Origin of the sequence: Streptomyces sp. NPDC048484, from assembly GCF_040651415.1 — a bacterium.
Classification (GTDB): domain Bacteria; phylum Actinomycetota; class Actinomycetes; order Streptomycetales; family Streptomycetaceae; genus Streptomyces.
The window spans coordinates 1-22,889 of record NZ_JBEZJY010000019.1 but is presented as its reverse complement, the minus strand read 5'-3'; the positions used below and the strand labels follow the sequence as shown (position 1 = coordinate 22,889).

Here is a 22,889-nt window from a genome sequence, read left to right as displayed (position 1 = left end):
ATGACCGAGCTCCCCGACAGCGAGCTCCCCGACTTCGAAGCGCTGCGGAACAGCGTCAAGGCCGAGGACTTCGAGGAGGATCCGCTGCCGGGCTGGGCCGGCATCGCGACGCTCTTCGGTACCCCCACCACCCGCGCCGACCGGGTGGACGTCGGGGAGGACGGCTGGGTGGTGTCCGGCGTTCCTTTCGACGCCACCGCCAGCTCCCGGCCGGGAGCCGCGGAGGGGCCCCGGGCCATCCGCCAGGCAAGCCTGGTCTTCTCCAGCTATCTGACCAGTCTGGGCCAGTGGCGGATGCTGGACACCCGCACCGGCCAGTCCTTCCGCTACCGCGCCCCCCAGGTCGCGGACGCCGGTGACCTGCACGTCTACCCGACGGACACCGTGCGGACGTTTCAGGCCGTCGCGGCGGAGAGCCGCCGGCTGAGCCGGTCCGCGCCGCGTGTGATCTTCCTCAACGGTGACCACTCGTGCACTTTCCCCACGTTCGCCGGTTTCCGTGCCGGGCGGCTCGACCGCGGCGCGGGCCGCGTCGGGTTCATCAACATCGACCACCACTTCGACTTCGGCAACTGGAGCACGCTGCACGGGCCGCTGTACCACGGCTCCAACTCCCGCAGGATCAGCGAGATCCCCCAGATGCGCCCGCAGGACATGGCTTTCGTCGGCGTCGGCGACGTAACCAAGTACGACCAGTACCGCGGGCTGATCGACAGTGGCTTCCACATCGTGCCGGGCTCGCAGATCGTCAGGGACGGCGCCGCCGCCGCGCTGCACCCCCTCATCGAGGAACTCGGCTCGCGGTGCGACACGGTCTACGTCTCGCTCGACATCGATGTGCTCGACAGCGCCTCGGCGACCGGCACCGGCCATGTGACCATGGGCGGCATCAGCACCGGAGACCTCCTCGACGTCTACGAGGAGCTCCGCGCGCTTCCCGTCGACGCCGTCGACGTGGCGGAGGTCGCCCCTCGCTACGACCCGTCCGGCGGCACCGCGCAGATCGCGGCACGCCTGCTCTTCGAGTTCCTCTTCCGCACCGAGTGCGTTCCGTCCGAGTTCGCGCCCTGGACCGACAGCACCGCCGGCGAACCTCTGGAGCACCAGTGAAATTCACCCCCACCGAGGCTCAGTTCGACTGCACCGGTCTCGTCTCCGGGCCGCCGGACCGGCGCGAGCAGGCGCTGGACGACCTGGCCACCGCGTCCGTCGACGTCATCCACCGGGTCGGCTTCGCGGTGTTCCGCATCGGCCGCCTTCGGCTGAGTGTCGAGGAGAGCCGCCGGCTGTCGACAGCCCTGGCCGAACGGATCCGCGCAGCGCTGATCGCTCGTGGCGCCCCCGCGGAGATGCGGCTGGAGATCGACCGACCGCAGCAGACGTACGTACCCGAGGGCTTCTCCACCCGGACCCTGCTGCCCCACCACGACGGACAGCACTGCTCCTACCTGACGCCCAGTCTCCAGGACGCGCCCGACTGGGATCCCGCCTGGCGGGAGTTCGGCAGCTCCGGTTACACCACCACTCCCGCGCACAAGATGTACCAGGGCATCTTCCTCCCCGACGTGGGAGAAGGACTGAGCGTCACCACGTACTACGACTGGCTCGGCGTCATCGACGACGTGCTCGACCGACGCGGAATCGACACGGGGGACGACCGGTCGGCGACTGCGGCACGCTGGATCGGGGACAACCTGCGCCGGGGGCTGGAGCGTCAGCCGGAGCACGGCTGTGCCTATCCGTCGTTCGGCGCCATGCTCGGGCTGGAGGAACCCCTCTGGCAGGGCCTGTCCTTCCACCACAGCGAGGCCGTGCTGACGAAGGAGGAGCGGGTCCGCCACCCCGCCGCCGTGCCACTGGCCCAGCGTTGCGCCTGCGGTGAGTGCGAAGGCGAGGCAGCCCGTCTCTTCTGCCACCAGGTACTCATGGCCACCGGCCTGACCTGGGCGCGGTTCCGGCGCCGCTGGGAAGTGCTCGCGCCGGGCGAGCACTGCGACCTGCTGTTCGGCCACAACCTCACCATGCTCCACGGCGGCCTGGCCGGCGGCCCGGGGCGGATCATCGAGCCGCTGTGCCTGGTCATGGACACCCCGTCCGGCCGCGAGTACGAGCGCTGGCTGGCCGCATCCTGGCGACGTACCCTCCCCGGAGCGCGGTGATGCGGGGGGCGTCCGCCACTCTCGCCACCCCGGTGGACCTGCACCTGCACACTCGGCACTCCGACGGGGACGAGGCTCCGGCCGAGCTGGCACGGCGCTGTGTCGACGCGGGGCTGCACGTGGCCGCCGTGACCGACCACAACACCGTGGCCGGCATCGCCGCGTTCGAGCAGGCCGTCGGCGGACGCCTCACCGTGGTACCGGCTTGCGAGGTCACCGCCTCCTGGCATGGCGAGGAGACCCACTGCCTGGCCTACTTCGTCGACCCTCACGACCTGCGGTTCCAGGAACGGATCGGTGGCATCCATGACGCCGAATTGGCGTGGTGGCGCACCTGGACCGACCGTGCGCAGGCCATAGGAACGCCGCTCACCTGGGACGATGTGGTGCGACGCCTCGGCGGCCACCGTGTGGCCTATGTGGGCGACTATCTCGCCCTGCTGCTGGAGGCGGCACACGGCGACCCGAGGTTCGCCGAGTACACGAGTGAGGCGTACGGCCGGCTCGTCGCCGACTGGTGCCGTCCCGGCCGGCCGCTTCATGTGGAGCATCCTGAGAAGCCCGACGTCATCGACGTCCTGTCGTGGGTCGACGAGGCGGGCGGGGTGGCCGTCCTCGCCCACCCCGGCCAGTTCGTGACGGGCCTGGACAGTTCCGAGTGCGTGGCGCTGCTGGAGCCGCTGCGGGAAGCCGGACTGGCCGGGCTCGAAGTGTGGACGAGCTGGCACACGCCGGCCGACAGCGGCCGCCTCGCCGACGTGTGCGACCTGCTCGGCCTCGTGGCCACCGCCGGGTCCGACTACCACGGGGTGCGGGTCAAACCCTGGGCGCCGCGGCCCGGTCTGCTGCCCGCGCTCCCCGCGGATCCCCTGGCCGTCATCGACGCGTTGCACGATCGTCGTCCCGTCCGTACGAGTTCCGAGGCAGGGCTGTGACCACCGTCAATGACCCCCGGACCACCACGAAGCCTGCCCAGGGCGCCGTATGGCGACTCGTACCAGTCGTCGTGCTGCGGCAGGCCGGCTTTCCGATGGAGGCACTCGAGCCCCTGGTCGACACTGCCGCCGCCAACGAGGCCCGCGCGCTCCTGGAGAGCAGGAGCCAACTGGCGTCGCTGGCGCGAGAACTCAAGCCGGTGCTGCGGCGGCACCAGATCCCCGGTTGCCCGCAGTCGGCGTCGCGCGTGGGCCAGCTACGGCCGCTGCCCGGCCGTGAACTCCGGCGTGCCACTGCGGCACTGCCCGACGAGGCGGCGCACGCCCTGCACGCCTACCAGGCGTCCGCAGAGCAGTTCGGCAAGGAACAGGTGGACTTCGCGGCCCGGCACCGCACTCGCCTGGACCGCGCGCGAACCGCTGTGGTCGAGTCGTTCGGCGACGAGCGCCTGCGGCAGGTACTGCTGCTGTCGAACGACTCCGCGTATCCGGAGTTCGCCGCATGGCTCGACTCCTTCCGAGGGGACATGGGCCGGCACACCCGCAGGATGACCGACCTGCTCACGATGTACCTCCAGCGGGTGACGACGAAGAACGAGACCCACTCACACTTCGGACCGTTCACCGTGGGCCGGGTCGGGGACGTGCCAGGTATCGCGTGGACCTCGGAGCGGGAGATGGAGCGCCGGACGCTCTTCAGCCACTGGGCCGCGGAGAAGCTCGCCCAGAGTGCCGCGGCGGTCCCCGGCCTGTTCGACTTCGTACGTCCTCGCAGGCGCCCGCTGTCCTTCCTGCGCGACGGCCGTGTCGACCTCTACGCGTTCACCACCCGGGACGGGCTGGACACCGACTGGAACTTCCAGCACCTCGGGGGCAGGGAGGTGGCAGCCCACGAGGAATGGCTGTGGCAACGCTGCGACGGCGAACGAACGCTTCGCGACCTGCGCTCGGAGTGGGACACCGAGTTCCCTCCGCACGCCCCCATCGCCTTCGACCAGGTGCTGAAGGAGCTGGTCGCGCACGAATGGGTGCTCGCCGAATTCGAGATCCCCATCGGCGACCACGAACCCCTGGCCGCCCTTCGCCAACAGCTGCTCCCCGCTCCACCGGAGCAAGCCGCGCCGATCCTCTCGGCCATCGGCTGCTTCGAGGAAGACCTGGCCCGCTTCGCGAAACTGCCCCTGTCCGAGCGCCAGGCCGCACTGGCCGTGGCCAAGGCCAGATTCGAGGAGCTGACAGGAACCGCCGCGAACCGCAACAGCGGCCTGCACTACGCCGACCGGAGCATCCTGTTCGAGGAGGCTCACGGCGAGCCGGCCGACCTGACCATCGGCCCGGACATTGTCCGCTTCATCACGGACGAGTTGTCGATCGTGTACGAGACCGTGCTCGCGCGTCCACGGCTGCGCATGCGGCGTGAGCTCGCCATTCTCACGACATGGGTGGCAGAGCGGTTCGGCGCCGACGTCGAGGTCCCTCTGGACCGCCTCTACTCGGAGTTCTTCCGGGACAGACACTCCCTCGAGGAGGAGTGCACCGCCGTCGAGTCCGAACTGGCGGCGCTCGACCGGGAGATCGCCGACGCCCTGTTGGGGGAGGGCGGCGTGGACGTGCCGGAGGTCGTCGTGGAGCGGGACCGGATGGAGGCCATCCTCGCTGCCCATCCCAGTAGTCCGCCGGCAGTCGTCGATCCGGACGTGCTGTTCGCTGCCACCAGCCGCCTGGACCTGCGCGAGGGCCGGTTCACTGCGGTGATCGGAGATTGCCACGCCGTCCGGGAGGTCATCACACACACCAGTTTCGGCCCCCTGATCCAGGAACGGGCGCCGGAGCTGCTGCCAGAGGTGTACGAGGGCTACCTGTCCTTGCTCGACGACGGCGAGGTCCTCGCCAACCTGTCGCGGGGCCATCCGGACAAGTCGTCGACACAACTCGTCTACCCCTGCTACGACCTGGAGGTCTACGGCCGCTCCGCGCAGTCCCGCGACCGGGTGGTACAGCCCTCCCAGCTGTACGTCGTGCTGCGCGACGGACGGCTGGAGCTGCGCGCCCACGGTGTCGCGGGAAGGCTGCGCCTCATGGCGCCCCCGGCCGGCGGACCGAGCATCCGCCAAGACCCTCTCTCCCCGTTCGCCTTCCCGCGTCACTTCGGCGGGGCGGGACTGGACGCCCCCGGCCTGGAGCACATCCCCCGTATCCGGTGCGGCCGTGTCGTCCTGCAACGCGAGACCTGGCGGGTCCCCACCAACCGCTTGCGAGGGTCGGCTGCTTTCGATGGCCCCGTGGGAACAGAAGGCCGAGAGGAGGCTGCGGAGTTCGTCGCGGCCTGCCGACTGCGCTCAGAGCTCGGTCTGCCCCAGCACGTCTTCGTCAAGGTCCCCGGCGAGCCGAAGCCGATCTACGTGGACTGGCAGGCTCCGCTCCTGGTACGGCAGTTGTGCCGACTGGCCGCACGACGGGGCGGCACGCTGGAGATCTCCGAAATGCTGCCCACGCCCGGCCAACGCTGGTTGAGCATGCACGGTGATCGCTACACCAGCGAGCTGCGGTGCGCCGTGTTCTCACCGGGGGGCCCGAGGTGAGCGCACACACCGCTTTTCGCTTCAGTTCCGGCTATCGCCGTGTGATCGGTGCCGCGAGCGCGTCGGCGGTCGGCGACGGCATGCGTTTCGCCGCCCTTCCGCTACTGTCCGCCGCGCTGCTGCACGACGCGTTCCAGGTGTCCGCGGTCACCGCGGCCACGACGGTGCCCTGGCTGCTGTTCGGCCTGCCGGCAGGGGCGTATGCCGACCGGTTCGAGCGTGGTCGCCTGATGGTCATCGCCGATCTGCTGCGCGCCCTGACTCTGATCGTCACCGCGGTGCTGCTTGCCTGTGGCCGGCTGACGTTCTGGCCCCTGCTGGCCGCGGCGTTCCTGCTGGGTGTCGGGGAGGTGTTGTTCGACTGCGCGTCCTTCGCGCTACTGCCGAGCATCGTTCCCAAGGAGAAGCTGGAGGCGGCGAACGGCCGACTCTTCGCGGCCCAGACCGTGGGCCGCGATCTGCTGGGACATGTGATCGGCGGTGTCCTCTTCACGGTCGGCCGGGCGATTCCCCTCCTGTTCGACGCGCTCTCCTTCCTGATGTCCGCAGCGCTGCTGACCGGCGTTCGCGGGCCGCAGCCCGAGCGGTCCATGGCCAGGCCGCGGCTCCTGGCCGACATCCGCGAGGGTCTGGTCCACGTGCTGCGTGATCCTCTGCTGCGCGCCCTGACCCTCTCTGCAGGTGTCATCAACGCCGTGTACCTCGGACAGATCGCCGTCTTCGTCATCCTGGTGCGCGACGTGCTGGAGCTCCCGGACGCCGCATACGGAGCACTGCTGGCCGCCGGAGCTGCCGGAGGTGTGGTCGGCAGCGTGGCCGCGAGCCGTATGACCGGAGCGATCGGCCGGGTCCCCACCTTGATCGGAAACCTGGCCCTCATGGGTGTCGGAGGCCTGGCGGTAGCAGCGACCGACAGCGTGTACGTGGTCACCATCGCCTACTGCGCCGCTGGGTTCGGCCTCATGGTCTGGAACGTCGTGGCTGTGTCCCTGCGGCAGGAACTCATCCCGGATCGCCTCCTCGGCCGGGCGACCGGTGTGTACCGGTTGTTCGCCTGGGGGACGATGCCCCTCGGCGCGCTGCTCTTCGGCTGGCTGAGCACGCTGGCCGGACCGCAGGCGGCCTTCGCGGTCGGCGGCGCCGTCACGCTGGTGATGTGTCTGCCTATTGCTTTCACCTTGCTGAAGGACAGCAGGATCACCTGAAGGACAGCAGGATCACCGACGACCGTAAGACCTCCGAGGGTGCACATGATGAATGAGCGATTCGCCGAGTTGGACAGCCTGGCTGAGCGGTGGGGCCTGAGCGGCCTGGAACTGGTCGGTAAGGGTCTGGAATTCTCCGTCTACCGGGCGCAGGGGCGCGACGGGCAGCCCGTCGCGGTTCGTCTCGCGCACCGGCGGTTCGACTCGAACGCCAATGACCCCCATGTGGACACCCGGGCCCTGCTCCTGCAGGAGTACGAGATCGCGAGGCATCTGGCCGCCCACGGTCTGCCCGTCCCTGAGCCGAAGGAACTCGTCCTGGCGGACGAGCCGGCGTCCCCCGACGTACTGCTGTCCGCATATGTCCCCGACGACGGATCGGATCTCGACTCCTTCGCGCTCGGGCAGCTCCTCGCGCGGCTTCATCAGGTGCCGACGCCGCGTCTGACGCCCGTCGCGTCGGAGGGAGTGCCTACGGCGAGTGCGATCACCGCACGTATCGGGCGCCGTTGGGCCGAGATCGGCCGCCTTGTCGACGACTGGCCCGAACCGCCGGACGCGTCCCTCGTCGCCGGACATCTCACCAGCCGCACCGGGGCCTGCCTCCTGCACCTCGATGTCCGCAGCGACAACATCCGACGACACCAGGGGCAGACCGTCGCCCTGCTGGATTGGTCGAACGCCCTGCTCGGGTCCCCCTCGGTGGAGTTCGGGCGCCTTGTCGAGTACGCCCGGTATCCGGAGAACGAGCTCGATGTGGAAGCGATCCGCAGCGGATACGCGAGGACGGCAACGGTTCCGCCCGACAGCGATGCGTGCTTGCTGGTGTGCCGACTGGACGCCGCGCTGATGCTGGCTCTCGTCTTCCTTTCCGAGGCGCCCGACCCGAGCCGCGGACCGGCGGCAGCCGACCACGCACGAGAACTCGCGCTCAGGGTGATCGCACGTCACACGTAACCGTTCATCAGCGATGAGTCCGTTCAGAACCTCGATGATCTCGTCCGGCCGCCTGGTCCGGTTCCTCCCCCTCAGCTCAGTTGCTCGGCCAGTCCCACGATGATGCCCTCCGGGCCGCGGACGTAGCAGAGCAGATAGCTGTCCTCGAACCGGGCGATCTCGCCGACGAGTTCGGCGCCGTGAGGGCGCAGACGGGCAACGGTGTCCTTGATGTCGTCGACGGCGAACATGACGCGGTGCGTGCCCAGAATGTTGTGCGGCCGGTTGCGCGGCCCGTCGCTGATCACCGCGGGGCTGCGGTACTTCGCCAGTTCGAGCCGGCTGTGGCCGTCCGGGGTCCGGATCATCGCGATGTCACAGTGGACGCCGTCGAGTCCGGTGCACTGGTCGGCGAAGAGGCCCTCGACGGCAGCCCTGCCCTCCAGCTCCATACCGAGTTCCACGAAGAACGCGATGGCGGCATCCAAGTCCTCGACGACGATGCCGACGTTGTCCATCCGCTGAATCGCCATGGTGGTTTCTCCCTCTTGTTCTTGGCTCGTGCGGCCGGTTGTTCTTGGCTCGTGCGGCCGGTGGTGGCCGCTGATGTCCCTGGGACGGAGCGGATGACACGTTCTCGACATCCTCAGCCACCGAACTCCGAAGAATCTGCATCGCGCCTCAGCACCGCTGCAGCAGACCCGCGAGCCAGGCACCACCGACGAGGGTGAGTGCGGCGCAGGTGACTGGGTTCGGCCCGGCCCTTTTTCCGGCGCGGCCTATGCGCGAAGGGCGTACACGTGGCCGTCGGCGCTGCCGATGTAGACCACACGGCCCACCACGACGGGGCGCGTCAGAACGTAACTCCCCGTGCGGAACTTCCAGCGCAGGTGGCCGGTGGCGGCGTCAACGGCGTACACGTTGAAGTCGAGGTCGTCGGTGCCGAGGTACACGGCTCCGCGCGCCACCGTGGGCGCGGCCATGACGGTGCCCTTGATGACGGACGACTTCCATCGCTCCTTGCCGTCGGCGGCATGGACCGCGTGAAGGGGGTCGCGCTCGTCCGAGAAGTAGACGTAGCCGGCGGAGACCGCCGGACGCCACGACGATGTCCTGCCCGTGGCGAGTGTCCACCGTGGACGGCCGCTCTCCGCGGCCAGGGCGAACAGCTTGCGGTCGTTGGAGGCGAACACCGTCCCGCCCGACACGGCCGGAGAGGCGATCAGAACTCCGCCTGCATCGAACTTCCACCGCTGCCGGCCGTTCCGGCTGTTCAACGCGTACAGGTGGCCCGCGTCGGTCCCCACGTACACGGTGTCGTCCGAGACGGCCGGGGTGAGCGTGCTGATCTTTGCCGGGTACTCGGCGGCGAACTCCCAACGCTTCTCGCCGTTGGAGGCGTGAAACGCGGAGAGGATGCCCGAGTCGTCGCCATGGGCGAAGACCAGATCGCCGGAGACGACCGGTGACGCGGCCCGCCCGACGGGGCCGCCGGTCCACCGCCGCTTGCCACTGTCCGCGCTGATCGCGTAGAGCTGCTGGTCGGTGGATCCGACGTAGACGAGTCCGTCGGCGACCGCCGGTGTCGCCTCCTTAGCGCCTACGTTCGGTTCTGAGTCCCCGGAGGTTCCGATACGGCACGTCCACAGCTTCTTGCCGGTGGCACTGTCCCGTGCGGTCAGGTTGCCGTCGAAATCGTTGACGTAGACCACGCCTCCCGCCACCACCAGCCCCAACGGCACCGCTCCACCGGTGCCGGCCGCCCAGATCTCTCGGTCAGGGGCGGCGGACTTGCCGCGGTTGTCCGAGCCACTGCTGAGCAGCGCCCATCCACCGACGCCGAGTCCCGCGGCGGCGCCGACACCCAGGACCGACAGGACCTGCCTGCGGGAGGGGTCGGGCTGTGGCCCGCCGAGGAGCACGGTTCCGGTCTCGGTTCCGGTTCCGGTTCCGGTTCCGGTTCCGGTTCCGGTCCTGGTCTCGGTCCCGGCCTCGGCCTCGGCCTCAGGCCCTGTCCCGGCTTCAGGCCCCGTCCCGGTCTCGGTCTCAGGCCCGGCCGGCGGTTCGGGCTGGGGCGGAGTCACCGCCCGCCCGGGCGCCGCCCCGCGCGGCGCCGTCTGCGTGACCGCCTCGTTCACCGGCAGGGGCGGCGCCGCCGCCTCCGGCGTCACGACCGTCGGTACGGGCCGGGGTGTGCCGCTCCCGCTCACCCCCGCCACGAACGCCCGCCAGTCCGCGAGCCCTCCCGCGCGCTCGGCCATCGCGGCGAGTTCGTCCAGCAACGCGCCCACCATGGGCCGCTGTTCCGGATCCTTCGCCAGGCACCGGGCGACGACGTCCCGCAGACCTGAAGGCACCGATGACACGTCCGGTTCCTCGTAGACCGAGCGGAACATCACCTCCGGCGCGGAGCCGGTCCCGAACGGCGCGTTCCCACCGGCGGCGAGGGCCAGCACCGCGCCCAGCGAGAACACGTCGCTCGCGGTCCCGACCGGCCTGCCGGTCAGTTGCTCGGGGGACATGAACCCGACTGTCCCCACCACCGCACCGGCGGTACTCAGCGCGGTCGCCCCGCCGATCAGGGAGATGCCGAAGTCGATCACCAGGGGGCCGTCCGGGCCCAGCAGCACGTTCGACGGCTTGAGATCCCGGTGGACCACGCCCGCCCGATGGATGGACTCCAGCGCCTCGGCCAGCCCGGCGGCCAGCACCAGCAGTCGCCCTTCCGGCCATCCGCCGTGCGCGGCGACGGCGTCCGCCAGTGACTGCCCGCGGATGTACGACGTGGCCAGCCACGCCGGTGAGCCCTCCGCATCGGCGTCGACCACAGGCGCGGTGAAAGCGCCGCTCACCGCGCGGGCTGCAGCCACCTCACGGGCGAACCGCCGCCGGAACGACGGATCCTCCGACAGTTCCGGCCGCACCACCTTGACCGCGAACTCCCGTCCGCTGCGCGAGAGTCCGAGGTAGACGCGCCCCATCCCGCCCTCGCCCAGGCGCCCCACGATCCGGTACGGCCCGACCCGCTCGGGATCCCCCGCTGCGAACGGCTTCGACGACTCCACGCCACACCTGTCCCATTCCACTGACGTCGTCTCAGCGTAGTCACCTGCGCGGCAGGTCCTCCAGACGCGATGGCGAACAGGCCGGCGGAGATCAGGAGCGTGCCGGGCAGGTCGGGCTCGGGACGGGCGGCGTCCTTGTTCCCATTGAGGGCTCCCGTCGCGGGTTCCCATCGAGGCCCGGTACCGGACGCACGACCAACGGCCCTCGGACGTACTGCGGTTCCCGGTCTGCGTCTGCGCCGTTCAGCCCAGGTCGGACCGGCCGGACAGGTCGGACCGGTCAGACAGGTCGGACCGGTCAGACAGGTCGGACAGGTCGGACAGGTCGAGTACGAAGCGGTAGCGGACGTCGTTGCGCCGGAGACGGTCGAAGGCCTCGTTCACTCGTGCCGAGGGGAGCAGTTCGATGTCGGCGGTGATGCCGTGCTTCGCGCAGAAGTCCAGCATGGCGGCGGTCGCGGGCCTGCCGCCGCTGCCCGCGGAGCTGAGCTTCTTGCGTCCCACGAGCAGGTCGGTGGTCTCCACGGTGACAGGTCCAAGGTGCCCGAGGTGGCTGAGCGTGCCGTCGATGGCGACCATGCGCAGGTACGGGCCGAGCTCGTGCGGGGCCGAGATGGTGTCGATGACGACATCGAACCGGTCGCGGGCGTCGGCCAGCTGTTCCGGGTCCGTGGAGACGATGAGACCGTGGGCGCCGAGACGACGGGCATCGTCGGCCTTGTCGGGTGAGCGGCTGATGACCGAGGTGTCGGCTCCGAGCGCCACGGCGATCTTGACCGCGAGATGGCCCAGGCCGCCCAGCCCTGCCACGGCGACGCGGCTGTGAGGCCCGACGCCCAGGCTGTGCAGGGGCTCCCAGACGGTGACCCCGGCACAGAGCAGAGGAGCGGCAGCCGCCGGATCCAGACCGGCGGGAAGAAGGTAGGCGAACCGGTCGCGGACGACGTACTCGCGGGAGTAGCCACCCAGGGTCGTTGACCCGTCGTACCGGTCGACGCCGCCGTAGGTCAGGGTCGGGAAGGCGTGGCAGAAGTTCTCCTGGCCGGCCCGGCACATGGGGCACTCGCCGCACGAATCGACGATGTTGCCGACCGCCACGGGGTCGCCGACGGTGAAGCGGGTGACCGCGGGTCCGGTCTCCGTCACCACGCCCGTGAACTCGTGTCCGGGCACCAGGGGCCGGCCCTCTTCGCCGTCCCGGGCACTGACGGCGTGCAGATCGGAGTGGCAGACGCCGCAGAAGTCCACCCGGACCGCGAGGTCGTCGGGGCGCAGCTCGCGCCGTTCCAGTGGCCCCCGCCGCAGCGTCCCCGACGCACCTTCCACCTGCCAGCCAACCGTGTTCCGCATAACGCCTCCTCATAGACAGACTGGTCGGTCTATTTGAGAGTAGGCCCATCCGGCGCGCCAGGCAAACCAACTGTTCTGTTTGGTAACCTGAGGGCATGGCTGATCAGCCCCTGACCGCGCGCGGAGCCGCGACGTACCAGCGCATCCTCGAGGTGGCGACCCAGGAATTCGCCGAGCACGGGATCGCCGGAGCACGCGTCGAGCGGATCGTGGCCGCCGCACGCACCAACAAGGCGCAGCTCTACGCCTACTTCGGCAGCAAGGACGGGCTCTTCGACGCCATCTTCTTCGGCTCGCTGGAGCGGATCGTGAACGTCGTCCCGATCGACGCCGCCGACCTCGCGGACTGGGCCGTACGCCTCTACGACGAGTACCTTCGCCGCCCCGACCTCATCCGGCTGGCCACCTGGGCCCGCCTGGAGCGACGCCCGGCCGGCCACCTGGTCGACGACCCCGACCGCCTCGACGACAATAAACTGCGCGCCATCACCGAGGCTCAGGCCGCCGGCCGGGTACGCCAGGGAGACCCGTTCGACGTGATGGCCCTGGTCATCGCCATGTCCATGGCGTGGTCACCGGTCAGCAACGTCTACGCGGCGACCGCACAGGAGCCCTCCGAACTGCACGAGCGGCGTCGCGCCCTGCTCCGCGAGAGTGTTCACCGCGCCATGACGGCCGGCTGATCGCCCGTCCGGTCGTCTCCGCCACGACGATTGCGGCCCTGCGACGGCACCGGGGCACTCTGGCGGGTGCGACGGTACGTGTCGTCGGCCTGTCCGGACTGGTCGGGCTGCTGCTGACGGCCGCGATATTCGCTCTCGCCTGGCCCCTCTTCACCCGTATGCGGAACCAGCGCATCTGGTATCAGCAGGTCGAGGACCCCTACCTGCACGACTACACAGACCTGGCGCTGGTCGCCCTGTACACGCTCCCGCTCTTCCTGCTTCTCCTCGGCACCGGCAGCGCGGCCCTGCAGAGCGTCTGCTCCCGAGCCGTCACAGCGGGGACTCACGCACCCGCGAAGGACGATCGGCCGCCGGTCGCAGTCCGCGCGCGGCTGCGACCGGTGCTCGCCGTGTACACGCTGCGCGGCCTGATCGTATGGCCCCTGCCGCTGATCGTCAGTTTCGTGGCGGACAGTCTCACCGGAAACCATCTCGACACCCCACAACCCCTGGAACGCGGGTCGTGGCCCCACACACTCGTCGCGGCCTCCCCGGCGGCGGCCGTGTTCGTCGCCGTGCTGCTGCGCCTCGGGCTCAGCCTCGCCCCGGCCGCCGCGGCAGGCGGCCTCGCTCCCCGCGCGGCCCTGCGCCGTTCCTGGTCACTGGTGTGGACGCGCGCCGGGGTGGCCCGCGTCCTCGCTCTTGGGCTGCCGTTGGCCGCGCTCACCGCCGGGGTGCTCCGGCTGGTGGTGCAGCTCGCCCTGCCGCTGCGACCGGTCGTACGGGCCCTCCTCGAACAAGTCACGGGTAACTTCTTCGCCGCCTACTACGCCGGCATCCTCGCCCCCGTCGTCGTCGGCATCCTGGTCACCGCGGCCCTGACCCTCCCCCTCACGTGCACGGCCTTCGCAGCCCTTCACGACCACCTGCGGTCGCCGCGATCCTCTTCCCGACGTGCCGGTGACACGGCGGGCTCCACCGCCTGACGCCTCCTGCGGGCTGTCGGCGGCTGGGAAGTGCTGGTCGTTCTCGTCGGGGAGTGCTGGTCGTTCCCGTCGGGGAGTGATCGCGCTCATCGGGGAGTGATCGCGATGCCTTCCGGGAGGTGTCCGGTGGGCAGGGTGACCCGTACTTTCGCCGTCGCCGGATCGATCACGGAAACGGTGTCGGACGCCTCGTTGGTGACCCATACCCGGCTGCCGCCGGGGCTGATGGCCACACCCTGCGGTGTCTTGCCCACGGGGACGCGCTTGAGGACCTGGCCCGAGGAGGTGTCGATGATCAACAGCGTGTTCGCACCGGAGTCGGCGGCGTAGAGGCGCTGGCCGTCCGGGCTCACGGAAAGGCCGAGGGGGGCTTTTCCGACCGGCCAGGTGGCTGTCACTCTGCCGGTGGCCGTGTCGATGACCGAAATGCTGCCGGATCCCGTATTGGCGACATACACCCTTTCCCCACCCTTGGTGCTGGTGATGCCGCTGGGGAAATGCCCCACTCGAATTCGTGACTCCGCCCGGTTCGCCTTGGAGAGCACAGTGACGTCATTGGTGCCGCTGTCCGTGACGAACGACCTCCCGTCGGGAATGGTGGCGATGCTGTGGGGAAGCTCACCGACCCGCGTCGTCGCGATGACTTTCCGGGCGGCCGTATCAATGACGGACACGGTGTCGCTGCCCCAGTTGGCAGACAGCACGCGTTTACCGTCCCGGCTGGGGACGGCGGCGAAGGGGTACGTTCCGACCGGCACGTTCGCCACGACTTTATGACCCGTGGTCTCGATGAAGGAGACGCTGTTGGCCAGGCCGTTCGCCACGTAGACGTGGGATCCGTCGGGGGCCGCGCCCACCCCCGTCGGGCCCTTGCCGACCGGCGTGGTGGTGACGGGCCTCTCCAGCCGGACGTCAAAAGAGGAAACACTCGCCGATCCGCTGTTCGCCACATAGGCGACGATCCGCATCGGGAAATCCCGGCCGCCGGCGGGCTGCGATCGCGGCGGCGGCTCGGGGGTCACGGTGGATGCCGGCGCCGCAGCCGAGGCGCACATCACAACCGCGGCCGCCATACCGATCCTGAGGCCGAACCGCATACGGCGCACGGAGCGCCGGGACGGAAATGCAGACGACGCGCAGCCGTCCGACGGACTGGAGACTGCAGAAACACTGAGCACGGGAAAATCCTCTACGGTCGGGAATGGTCCGTACGTGCGACGCGACTGAACAAACGTCCTGAAACGGTATTGGTACTGGCTGAAAGAAGAAGTCTTCTTTTCGCACAGAACAATGCAGTCGCATCAAGTGCGTTATCGGCCGCCAAGGACCGCCGCCAAGGACCTGGCCTGGGGGTTGTCGTGCGCGCGTGTCCCGTACGGCCGTTGGTCACCAGATGATGATCCCGCCCTCTACGTTCAACGCCCGCCGGGCCGCGTCCACGATGTTGTCCAGGCGGCGGCTCACATCGTCGGCGTGCTCGGCCGGGGACTTCCCCGGCCCTGTCTCCGGCTCCGCCCGCATGTGCTCCGCGATCCGCGCCAGGTGCGTTCGTATGAGGTCGCACTCGGCGATGAGGGCGGACACCTCGTCCGGCGCCACGGTGAGGTCCTCGGTGGCCAGCCGCGGAAGGAACCGCGCGCCCAGCGAACGGACCGGCTCGGACCCCCACACCTCGGTGCGCCAACGTTCCCAGCCCGCCACGTCGGAGCAGCCGGGAGGAATGTCCAGCACCTCGATGCCACCCTCCGCACGAGGCACATACACATCGACCGACAGACTCATGGCAGGGAGTCGACCACGGGCGGGTGTCGGCGGTCCACCGTGAGCCGCGTCCGATCCGCCTCGGCCCCGGCCCCTGCCCCTGCCCCTGCCCCCAACCCCAGGTCTCCGGGCCCGGGCTGAAAACGAAACATTGCTTGTACGCGCGCATTCCCCTAATCTTTTCGCCGTGACTGCCGGGTCGGCCAATGGCCAACAAACAGTAGGGTTCCCGGCCTCCGAGTGAGGCCCGGGCAGGCCAGAGGGCCGCCCTTTCCCAGTGCGCCAAGCGTGACGCTTCCGCGTATCCGCGCACCTCGTTAACAGCTGACACGCGCCCGCGTACCTCGCTGACATGCATCCGCGTACCTCGCCGCGTCACCATCCTCACCACTTCCCCGCTGCGGCACGGCACTTGTGCCGCTGCGCTCCTCCACCGCGGGCGGGATCGGATTCGCCCCGTGGCGATTCCTCATGCCGATTTCCAGAATTCACCGAGAAGAAAGAAGAGAATGCCCAACGACTTCAACCAGCAGGTCATCGAAGAATTCCGAGCCAACTCCGGGGAGGTCGGCGGCTATTTCGAGGGCGCCCGGCTGCTCCTGCTCACCACCACGGGAGGCCGTTCCGGCGAGCGGCACACCACCCCGGTCGGCTACTACGCCAACGGCGACGGCAGCGTGCTGGTCATCGCTTCGGCCGGCGGTGCGCCGAAGCATCCGGACTGGTTCCACAACCTCGTCGCGCAGCCTCAAGTCACCGTCGAGACAGGGGTGTTCACGTACGACGCCAAGGCCGAGGTCCTGGAGGGCGTCGCACGCGACGATGCCTTCGCCCGGGCGGTCGAGGCCGACTCCGGCTGGGCGGAGTACCAGGCCAAGACCAGCCGGGTGCTTCCGGTGATCGCCCTGCACGAGATCGCGAGCGGTGGCCCGCCGAACGTCAACGCCTCTTCCATGGCCGAGTACGTAAAGGTGATCCACGACGCCTTCCGCCGCGAACTCGCCCTGATACGCGCGGAGATGAGTGACGCCGGCCCCGCTCTCGGCGCCCAGCTCCGTATCAACTGCCTGACCTTCTGCCAGGGACTGCACAACCACCACACCGGCGAGGACATCGCCATGTTCCCGTTCCTGGCCGACCACCACCCGGAGCTCAGCCCGACCCTGGACCGCCTGCGCGAGGAACACGTGCAGATCGCGGCGCTGACAACGGAGTTGAAGCAGGTCATCGGCGCGGACTCGGCAGACCCGCAGCACGTGCGCGAGGAGGTCGAACGCCTCACCATCGCGCTGGAGGCACACCTGACGTACGAGGAGGAGCAGTTGATCCCCGTACTTGACGTACCGACCGGGTCCGCCCACTAGGACCACCGGGCCGGACGGGACCGGACCGCGTGCCCGCGTACCCGCGTACCCGCGTGGGAATGGGAGGGGGCTCGCGGGCCGGCCTCACTTACTCACTCAGCAACGGCCTCACTCGAACGGCAACGGCCGCGCGTGTACGACGTCCAGCCTGGACACCGCCCGCGTCAGCACGACGTACAGCTGATGCAGCCCAAGCCCAAGCCCACGCCCACGCCCAACCCCTCCTCCTTCTCCTCCTTCTCCTCCCCCGCGTCCTCGGTCCTCCGTGATCGCCGCCGGCTCCACGGCGACGACATGGTCGTACTCAAGTCCCTTCGCGACACCGGCACCCAACACAGTGACGCGCGCGCCGAGTTGGTCCACGTCGGCGACCTCGACCCCGGCGGCGCCGAGCGCCTCCCGTACCCGTACGACTTCCGAGTCGGCCGTGATGACTCCCACGGACCCTTCGTACGTGAGCGCCCGGCGGACGGCCCCGACCGTCTCGTGCAGCACGTCGTCCGTGCGGCGGATCCGCAACTCGCCGTCCTTGCGCAGGGAGCGGCCCGGCGGCACCACGACATCCAGCCGGGCAAGGAGCCGGTTCGCCAGCTCGACCACCACCTCGGGCACGCGGAACCCGGTGGTCAACGGAACCACCGACGCCTCAGGTTTCCCCAGCTGAGCGAGCAGCTCGCCCCACTCCCGTGCAGCCCACGGCGTGGTCCCCTGCGCGAGATCACCGAGGACCGTGACCGACCCGAAGGCGGCACGCCGGCCGATCGCACGGCACTCCATCGGCGACAGGTCCTGTGCCTCATCGATGACCATGTGGCCGTATCCGGCGGGGTGTTCGATCAGCCCCGCGACCTCGTCGAGCAGTACCAGATCGGCCGTGGACCATCGGGCGGACTTCCACGACCGGGGCGGCCTCGCCCAGAGGATCGCCTTCTGCTCGTCCGCGTCCAGCAGCCCGTCCGCCGCCGCGGCGAGCGCGGCCGGATCGGTGAGCAGCTCCGCGACGACTTCCTCCGGCCGCGCCTTCGGCCACACCGCTTCGACGTACGCGCCGACGGGCCGCGACCGCGAAACCTTCTGCAGCCAGGCGTTCGTCTGGGGCCCGGCCCGCAGCTCGGCCCGCTCCTGTACGTACCGGACGACCCGGGTCCGTACGCGCTCACGTCCGACGGCGTACGGCGGCTCCTCGGCCCGTACGCCCGCCACGATCCGCGCGAGCACCCCGGCGGGCACCCGCCAGCGGTACGAACCGTCCGGCACGGCGAGGTCGTCGAGGTCGTCGAGGTCGTCAGCCGCGGCCGGGCTCACCCGGGCGTACAGGGCGCGCCGCAGCACCTCCGCCATGCGGGCGTCGTGCTTGACGACGGCGGCGCTCTCGTCGTCCTCGCCGCCCACCGGATGCCGGGCGATCTCGTCGCCGATCGTGGACTGCCGCACGCCGGTCTCGCCGAGCGCGGGCAGCACCGCCGAGATGTAGGAGAGGAAAGTGGGGTTCGGCCCGAGGATCAGCAGTCCTGCACGCCGGATGCGCTGCGGGTGGGTGTAGAGCAGGTACGCGGCCCGGTGCAGCCCGACGGCCGTCTTGCCGGTGCCGGGGGCGCCCTGCACGCACACGGACACGGCGAGGTCAGCCCGTACGAGATCGTCCTGGTCCGGCTGGATGGTCGCGGCGATGTCACGCATCGGGCCGACCCGGGGCCGCTCGATCTCGCTCGTGAGGATGCGGCTCTCCGCCCGACCGGCCTCCGGGCGTACGTCCCTGAGGTGCTCGTCCTCCAGCCCCGTGAGGTCGGCCGGCTCCCCCCGGCTCCCCGGCGCCCAGCCGAACCGCCGCCGTACCTCCACACCCTGTGGATCACGAGCACTCGCCTGATAGAAGGCGCGGGAGACGGGGGCACGCCAGTCGACGACGAGGGGCGGAGCCGCGGGATGCTCGGAGATCCTCCGGCGCCCGATGTGATAGCTCTGCCCGGCATGGTCACCGGCGGCGCCCCGACGGTCGCTTTCTGAGTCCGGTCCACCGGGGCCCGGGCCTGCTTGACCGGAGTCCGAGCGGGCGAAGTCCAACCGTCCGAAGAACAACGGCCCTTCGGGCAGCTCCCGCATCTCCTTCGCCCGGCTGCGGAGCCGGTACCCGAGCACTTCGGCGTCGGCCCCGGAGGCGGACACGTCCTCTCCGGTGACGACGTGCTCCTGGGCCCCGTCGACCATCGCGGCAAGGGCGGCACGGCAGAGGGCGTGGTGGTCGCGTTCGCGGCGGAGGGAGGCGGCGAGCGACTCGTCGCGGGAGGCGACGTGGGAGGCGGCGCAGGAGAGGACGCGGGCGGGGTCGCGGAGGGACGGGTCGCGGGACGGGTCGGCTGACGTCATTCGGGCGAGGATACGCGAATACCGTAACCGAGTTAAATTTCTTATCCGGTTGCGTACACTGCCAGTCCTTGCCCCAGCCTCGTGAAGGCACCCTCGGCCGCGGCGAAGGCGTCCCGCCGCACCTTCGTGACGTCCTCGCCTCTCGCGATCCGTCTCCAGTTGTCCATCGCGAGAATCCGCTGCACGGCGACGACCTGGCCGGCGGCGAGCCGTGCCTCCAGGTTCCCGCCGAGTGCGGCCGCGAGCGCCTCTTCCGACCGCTCCAGATACTCGTAGAGCCGTGCCACCAGGGACGGAGTTCCGTACAGCAGCCGGTGAAAGGCGAGAATGTGCGGATCGCCGTTGACCCCGGTCACCGGGTCGCTCCGCTCGATCCCGGCGAGGTAGTGCAGCCGCAGCGCGTCGATCACGGACTGCCCGGGCGCCCGTTCCCCGACCACTCGCGCGGCCTCGGTCTCATGATCGGCGAACCGGTACAGGACGAGATCCTCCTTGGAGGAGAAGTACCGGAAGAGAGTCGGCTTGGAGATCTCGGCCGCGGCGGCGACCTCCGCTACGGAGACCCTCTCGAACCCCTTCTCCAGAAAGAGCGAGATGGCGATGTCGGAGACGTCCTGGTACATCCGCAGCTTCTTGCGCTCACGCAGCCCCACCACTCCGGTCGCGTTCACCGCTCCGGTCGCGCCTACCGCTCCGGTCGCGCCCGCAGCGCCCTTCGCACCCGCAGCGCCCTTCGCACCCGTCTGACCCATGCCCCGAGCCTACGCACCTTCCGGACTCCCGCCCTCCCGCCCCTGTTGGAGCAACGGAGCGTACGAGCCGAGTACGACCCTTGCCCCGGCATCACGCAAGCGCCCCCGTTTCTCAGGGTTGCGCCCGTATCCGATGAAGCTCACGCCTGCCTGTTCGGCCGCCTCGACGTCCGTTCCGGTGTCGCCGATCATCACCGCGTCTTCGGGACCGAGGCCCAGGCTTCCCAGAGCGCGGAACACGACGTCGGGGTCGGGCTTCATGCGAGCGGGGTCGGTGGTGCGGCCTTCGATGGCCGTGAAGTGGTGGAGCAGGCCTGCGCGATCGAGGTAGGCCTGGGCAGCCAGCGGCGAGTTGTTGGTGACCACGGCCATCCGTGTCCGCCGCTTCGACAGGACGTCGATCAGTCCGTCGGCGTCCGGTGTGGGCCATGCCGTGTGCGTGGCCTCCACTTCACCCGCCACCACCAGCTTCTCCAACTCCTCCAGCAGGCCCGGCATGTCCCGGCCCCGCCCCGCCCGGTGCACCGCCCTCAGCACCACATGGGGGTCCTTGTCGGTGCGCTCCTCCGCCGTCAGTACGTCTCCGGCGCCGAACTCGTCGGTCGTCTCCCGGAGTTTCCTGGCGACCTCCCTCGACCGGTCCTCGGGAAACAGCCGGCAGATCGGACCGTCGAAGTCGAAGAGCACGCACCGCGCGTTCGCGAGCAGTCTCCGCGCTCCCCTGACATCCCTGACATCCCTGGCATCCCTGACCTCGTCGATGTCGGCAGTCATACCGCTCCATTCACTGCACCGCTGTGCCGGCAGCCCCGTCCCGGGGTCGCTGCCGCTCGGTCATCCTCCGACGCCGGTGGACTCCATACGGTCCGCACGGTCCGCACGGTCCGCGGCGTCGATGTCCTCGTGCCGGTCAGGCCGTTCGAGCCGTTCGAGCCGCTTCCCGCGCCTGGTCCGCTCCATGAGCTTCGCCCGTCGCAACCGCCCCGAACCCGAACCTGCCGACCCCTCCGACCCCTCCCGTCCCTGTCCGTGTTCCTGCTTCTGCTTCTGCTCCTGCTCCTGCTCCTGCTCCAGCTCCTGCCCGCTGCCGGGCCCCTCCGTGCGGTCGGTACCGTCCGCAGGTTCCGTACCGTCCGCACGGACCGCCATGTCCCTGGTGTGCCACTCGCGGAGCGCCACACCGACGTCCCGTACGTCCGGGATCCTGTCCGTGAGGCCCAGTGGTTCCCGTGCCCGGCGCAGCGCCCGGCCGATTCGCCCGGCCGCCTCGGTGAGGTCCTGCTCGCCGGGGCGGTCGGGGAGGGCCAGCGCCGCGCGGAGCACGTCGGGGAACACCGACTGCACATACTCGAAGCCGAGATAGACAGGCAGGTCCTGGTCCATGTCGACGGTCATGTCGGCGTGGCCCGCGCGCCGCATCGCGTCCGCCCACATGGCGGTCATCAGGCTCTGTTCCGTCTTGTCGTAGTCCATCCGCACCAGATGGGTGGCCAGGTCATGCAACGGGTCGCCGTACAGGGCGAGTTCCCAGTCGATGACCGACAGGTGTCCGCCCTCCGGTCCGGGTCCGGGCACGACCACCACATTGGCCCGGTGGACGTCCGTGTGGAGCACGGAGAAAGGACGCCGGGTCAGCCCGGACACCGAGCCCATGAAGCGGTCCACCGCGTCGATTGGGATGCCCACCGCGTCGAAGAGGCCGCCGAAGCGCAGGCGATTGGACTGGTGCACCTCCCGCTCCGCGAACCGGGCGAGCCAGCCGAGGAAGCCCAGGCTGTCGCCCTCCGCGGGCCAGTTGGCGGGCAGCGGGGGCAGTTCCTTCTCGGGCACCCCGGCGAGGCGGGCGAAGAACTCGGCCAGCTCCATCAGCCGTGCGCTGCCGATCGGCCCCGTGGGCGTCTCCTCGGCCAGCGCCCGCCCGTCGAGGTAGCCGTGCAGCGACCATGCGCCGAAGTCCGCCAGACAGTAGGGGACTTCACCCACATGCGCCCCGACGACCCGCAGGATCTCCGACTCGCGGCGCCAGATCCGCGGTACGACCTCGACGGCGGGAAGGGGCGTACGGAACTTGGCGAGGACGTTCCCTGACTCCGCTCCCAGCAGGAATGCCAGCGGCTGTCGCAGGTGGGCGACCCGGTTGGAGTTGTGGTGGCCGGAAACCACCCGCCCGTCGCGGCCGCGGCGGCGCACCTCCGCGAAGAGGCGGACCAGTGACTGGCGCGCTCCACGGGGCTGAAGGGAGACCATGCGCGCAAAGAGTAGCGACTGGAGTGACTACTTTCACCTCGTGTCACCATTTGGACAGCATCCGATCACTGTCGGTAAGTAACACGGCACCTACCTTTCCGGGGCTGCCACCCCGGTCTCCCTTTTTAAACGCATAATTTCCGGCCAACACTCCCAGTTCGACGTAAACCATTCCTTCATGCTGCCGAAGAAGAGGGAATCGTGCGTTCTCTCGTCCGCCTCCAAGCGGTGGTACGAGAGGGTCGAGCCGAGGCCCAGCACATCCAGCGAGTCGACGGCCTCGTCCTCCGCGGGGCGGTCCTGACGGGGAATCTGGATCTTGCGCGGAAGCACCGGATACGGGCCGAACAGCATGTGTTCGTCGTTGATCACATACAGCTTGAACTGGGGTGTCATCGGAATCCGCCGGATCTCGATACTGGTGTCCACGCCCAGGCCGGTGAAGCCGGCCTTCAGCTCGTCCAGCTGACCGCCGTTCTCGCGGACCATACGACGCCACCGCTCCCAGACCCGGG

General features: G+C 69.7%; 18 protein-coding genes and 1 pseudogene. 9 read left to right on the top strand and 10 right to left on the bottom strand.

All coding sequences use genetic code 11. From position 1 onward, the window contains the following. The 6 genes from AB0D14_RS20165 to AB0D14_RS20140 are packed head-to-tail and all read left to right on the top strand — an operon-like array spanning nt 1 to nt 7,838. Nucleotides 1-1,110, top strand: coding sequence for an arginase family protein (locus tag AB0D14_RS20165; protein ID WP_362780821.1), 1,110 nt, complete (start codon nt 1-3; stop codon nt 1,108-1,110). Beyond that, nucleotides 1,107-2,159, top strand: a complete 1,053-nt coding sequence (locus AB0D14_RS20160; RefSeq protein WP_362780819.1) for a hypothetical protein — start codon at nt 1,107-1,109, stop codon at nt 2,157-2,159. Before AB0D14_RS20165 ends, AB0D14_RS20160 begins: the two co-directional genes overlap by 4 nt. After that, on the top strand, nt 2,159-3,094 hold the full coding sequence (locus AB0D14_RS20155; protein WP_362780816.1) for a PHP domain-containing protein: 936 nt from the start codon (nt 2,159-2,161) through the stop codon (nt 3,092-3,094). The genes AB0D14_RS20160 and AB0D14_RS20155 overlap by 1 nt, the downstream gene beginning before the upstream one ends. After that, a complete protein-coding gene (locus AB0D14_RS20150) occupies nt 3,091-5,676 on the top strand; it encodes a lantibiotic dehydratase (protein WP_362780814.1) in 2,586 nt (861 codons plus the stop codon). Before AB0D14_RS20155 ends, AB0D14_RS20150 begins: the two co-directional genes overlap by 4 nt. Next, complete coding sequence (locus tag AB0D14_RS20145) at nt 5,673-6,881, top strand: MFS transporter (RefSeq protein ID WP_362780813.1); 1,209 nt, start codon at nt 5,673-5,675, stop codon at nt 6,879-6,881. The genes AB0D14_RS20150 and AB0D14_RS20145 overlap by 4 nt, the downstream gene beginning before the upstream one ends. Nucleotides 6,882-6,926: 45 nt before the next feature. Then, nucleotides 6,927-7,838: an aminoglycoside phosphotransferase family protein gene (locus AB0D14_RS20140; RefSeq protein ID WP_362780812.1), complete on the top strand. Its 912-nt coding sequence runs from the start codon at nt 6,927-6,929 to the stop codon at nt 7,836-7,838. Nucleotides 7,839-7,909: 71 nt separating this feature from the next. Here AB0D14_RS20140 and AB0D14_RS20135 read toward each other — a convergent pair whose 3' ends face one another. From AB0D14_RS20135 to AB0D14_RS20125, 3 genes are all read right to left on the bottom strand, one after another. Continuing rightward, nucleotides 7,910-8,350: a VOC family protein gene (locus AB0D14_RS20135; protein WP_362780809.1), complete on the bottom strand. Its 441-nt coding sequence runs from the start codon at nt 8,348-8,350 to the stop codon at nt 7,910-7,912. A gap of 246 nt (nt 8,351-8,596) precedes the next feature. Beyond that, nucleotides 8,597-10,882 (bottom strand): serine/threonine-protein kinase, encoded by a 2,286-nt coding sequence (locus tag AB0D14_RS20130; RefSeq protein ID WP_362780806.1) that lies wholly within the window; start codon nt 10,880-10,882, stop codon nt 8,597-8,599. A gap of 243 nt (nt 10,883-11,125) precedes the next feature. Further along, a complete protein-coding gene (locus AB0D14_RS20125; RefSeq protein WP_362780803.1) occupies nt 11,126-12,232 on the bottom strand; it encodes an NAD(P)-dependent alcohol dehydrogenase in 1,107 nt (368 codons plus the stop codon). A gap of 95 nt (nt 12,233-12,327) precedes the next feature. Here AB0D14_RS20125 and AB0D14_RS20120 point away from each other — a divergent pair, with 95 nt between their 5' ends. Continuing rightward, nucleotides 12,328-12,915 carry a TetR family transcriptional regulator gene (locus AB0D14_RS20120; RefSeq protein ID WP_362780800.1) on the top strand — a complete coding sequence of 196 codons (588 nt, stop codon included), beginning with the start codon at nt 12,328-12,330 and terminating at the stop codon, nt 12,913-12,915. A 158-nt stretch (nt 12,916-13,073) separates the two neighbouring features. After that, the gene (locus AB0D14_RS20115) at nt 13,074-13,883 is read left to right on the top strand and encodes a hypothetical protein (protein WP_362780797.1); all 810 of its coding nucleotides are present in this window, start codon (nt 13,074-13,076) and stop codon (nt 13,881-13,883) included. 86 nt (nt 13,884-13,969) lie between these two features. Here AB0D14_RS20115 and AB0D14_RS20110 read toward each other — a convergent pair whose 3' ends face one another. After that, complete coding sequence (locus AB0D14_RS20110) at nt 13,970-14,851, bottom strand: beta-propeller fold lactonase family protein (RefSeq protein ID WP_362780795.1); 882 nt, start codon at nt 14,849-14,851, stop codon at nt 13,970-13,972. Between the two features lie 418 nt (nt 14,852-15,269). Further along, nucleotides 15,270-15,665, bottom strand: coding sequence for a hypothetical protein (locus AB0D14_RS20105; RefSeq protein ID WP_362780792.1), 396 nt, complete (start codon nt 15,663-15,665; stop codon nt 15,270-15,272). 488 nt (nt 15,666-16,153) lie between these two features. On the opposite strand from AB0D14_RS20105, the gene AB0D14_RS20100 reads away from it, so the two are divergent. After that, nucleotides 16,154-17,008 carry a nitroreductase/quinone reductase family protein gene (locus tag AB0D14_RS20100; RefSeq protein ID WP_362780789.1) on the top strand — a complete coding sequence of 285 codons (855 nt, stop codon included), beginning with the start codon at nt 16,154-16,156 and terminating at the stop codon, nt 17,006-17,008. A gap of 108 nt (nt 17,009-17,116) precedes the next feature. Here the strand turns inward: AB0D14_RS20100 and AB0D14_RS20095 are convergent, their stop codons facing one another. From AB0D14_RS20095 to AB0D14_RS20075, 5 genes and pseudogenes are all read right to left on the bottom strand, one after another. Further along, entirely contained in the window at nt 17,117-19,375 is a 2,259-nt protein-coding gene (locus AB0D14_RS20095; protein ID WP_362780787.1) for an AAA family ATPase, read from the bottom strand. Between the two features lie 41 nt (nt 19,376-19,416). Continuing rightward, a complete protein-coding gene (locus AB0D14_RS20090; protein ID WP_362781133.1) occupies nt 19,417-19,998 on the bottom strand; it encodes a TetR/AcrR family transcriptional regulator in 582 nt (193 codons plus the stop codon). Nucleotides 19,999-20,136: 138 nt separating this feature from the next. Next, a complete protein-coding gene (locus AB0D14_RS20085) occupies nt 20,137-20,901 on the bottom strand; it encodes an HAD family hydrolase (protein WP_362780784.1) in 765 nt (254 codons plus the stop codon). Nucleotides 20,902-20,961: 60 nt separating this feature from the next. Further along, nucleotides 20,962-22,374 (bottom strand): aminoglycoside phosphotransferase family protein, encoded by a 1,413-nt coding sequence (locus tag AB0D14_RS20080; RefSeq protein WP_362780782.1) that lies wholly within the window; start codon nt 22,372-22,374, stop codon nt 20,962-20,964. Between the two features lie 90 nt (nt 22,375-22,464). Beyond that, nucleotides 22,465-22,889 (bottom strand): annotated as a pseudogene (locus AB0D14_RS20075) (hypothetical protein); the annotation flags it as partial.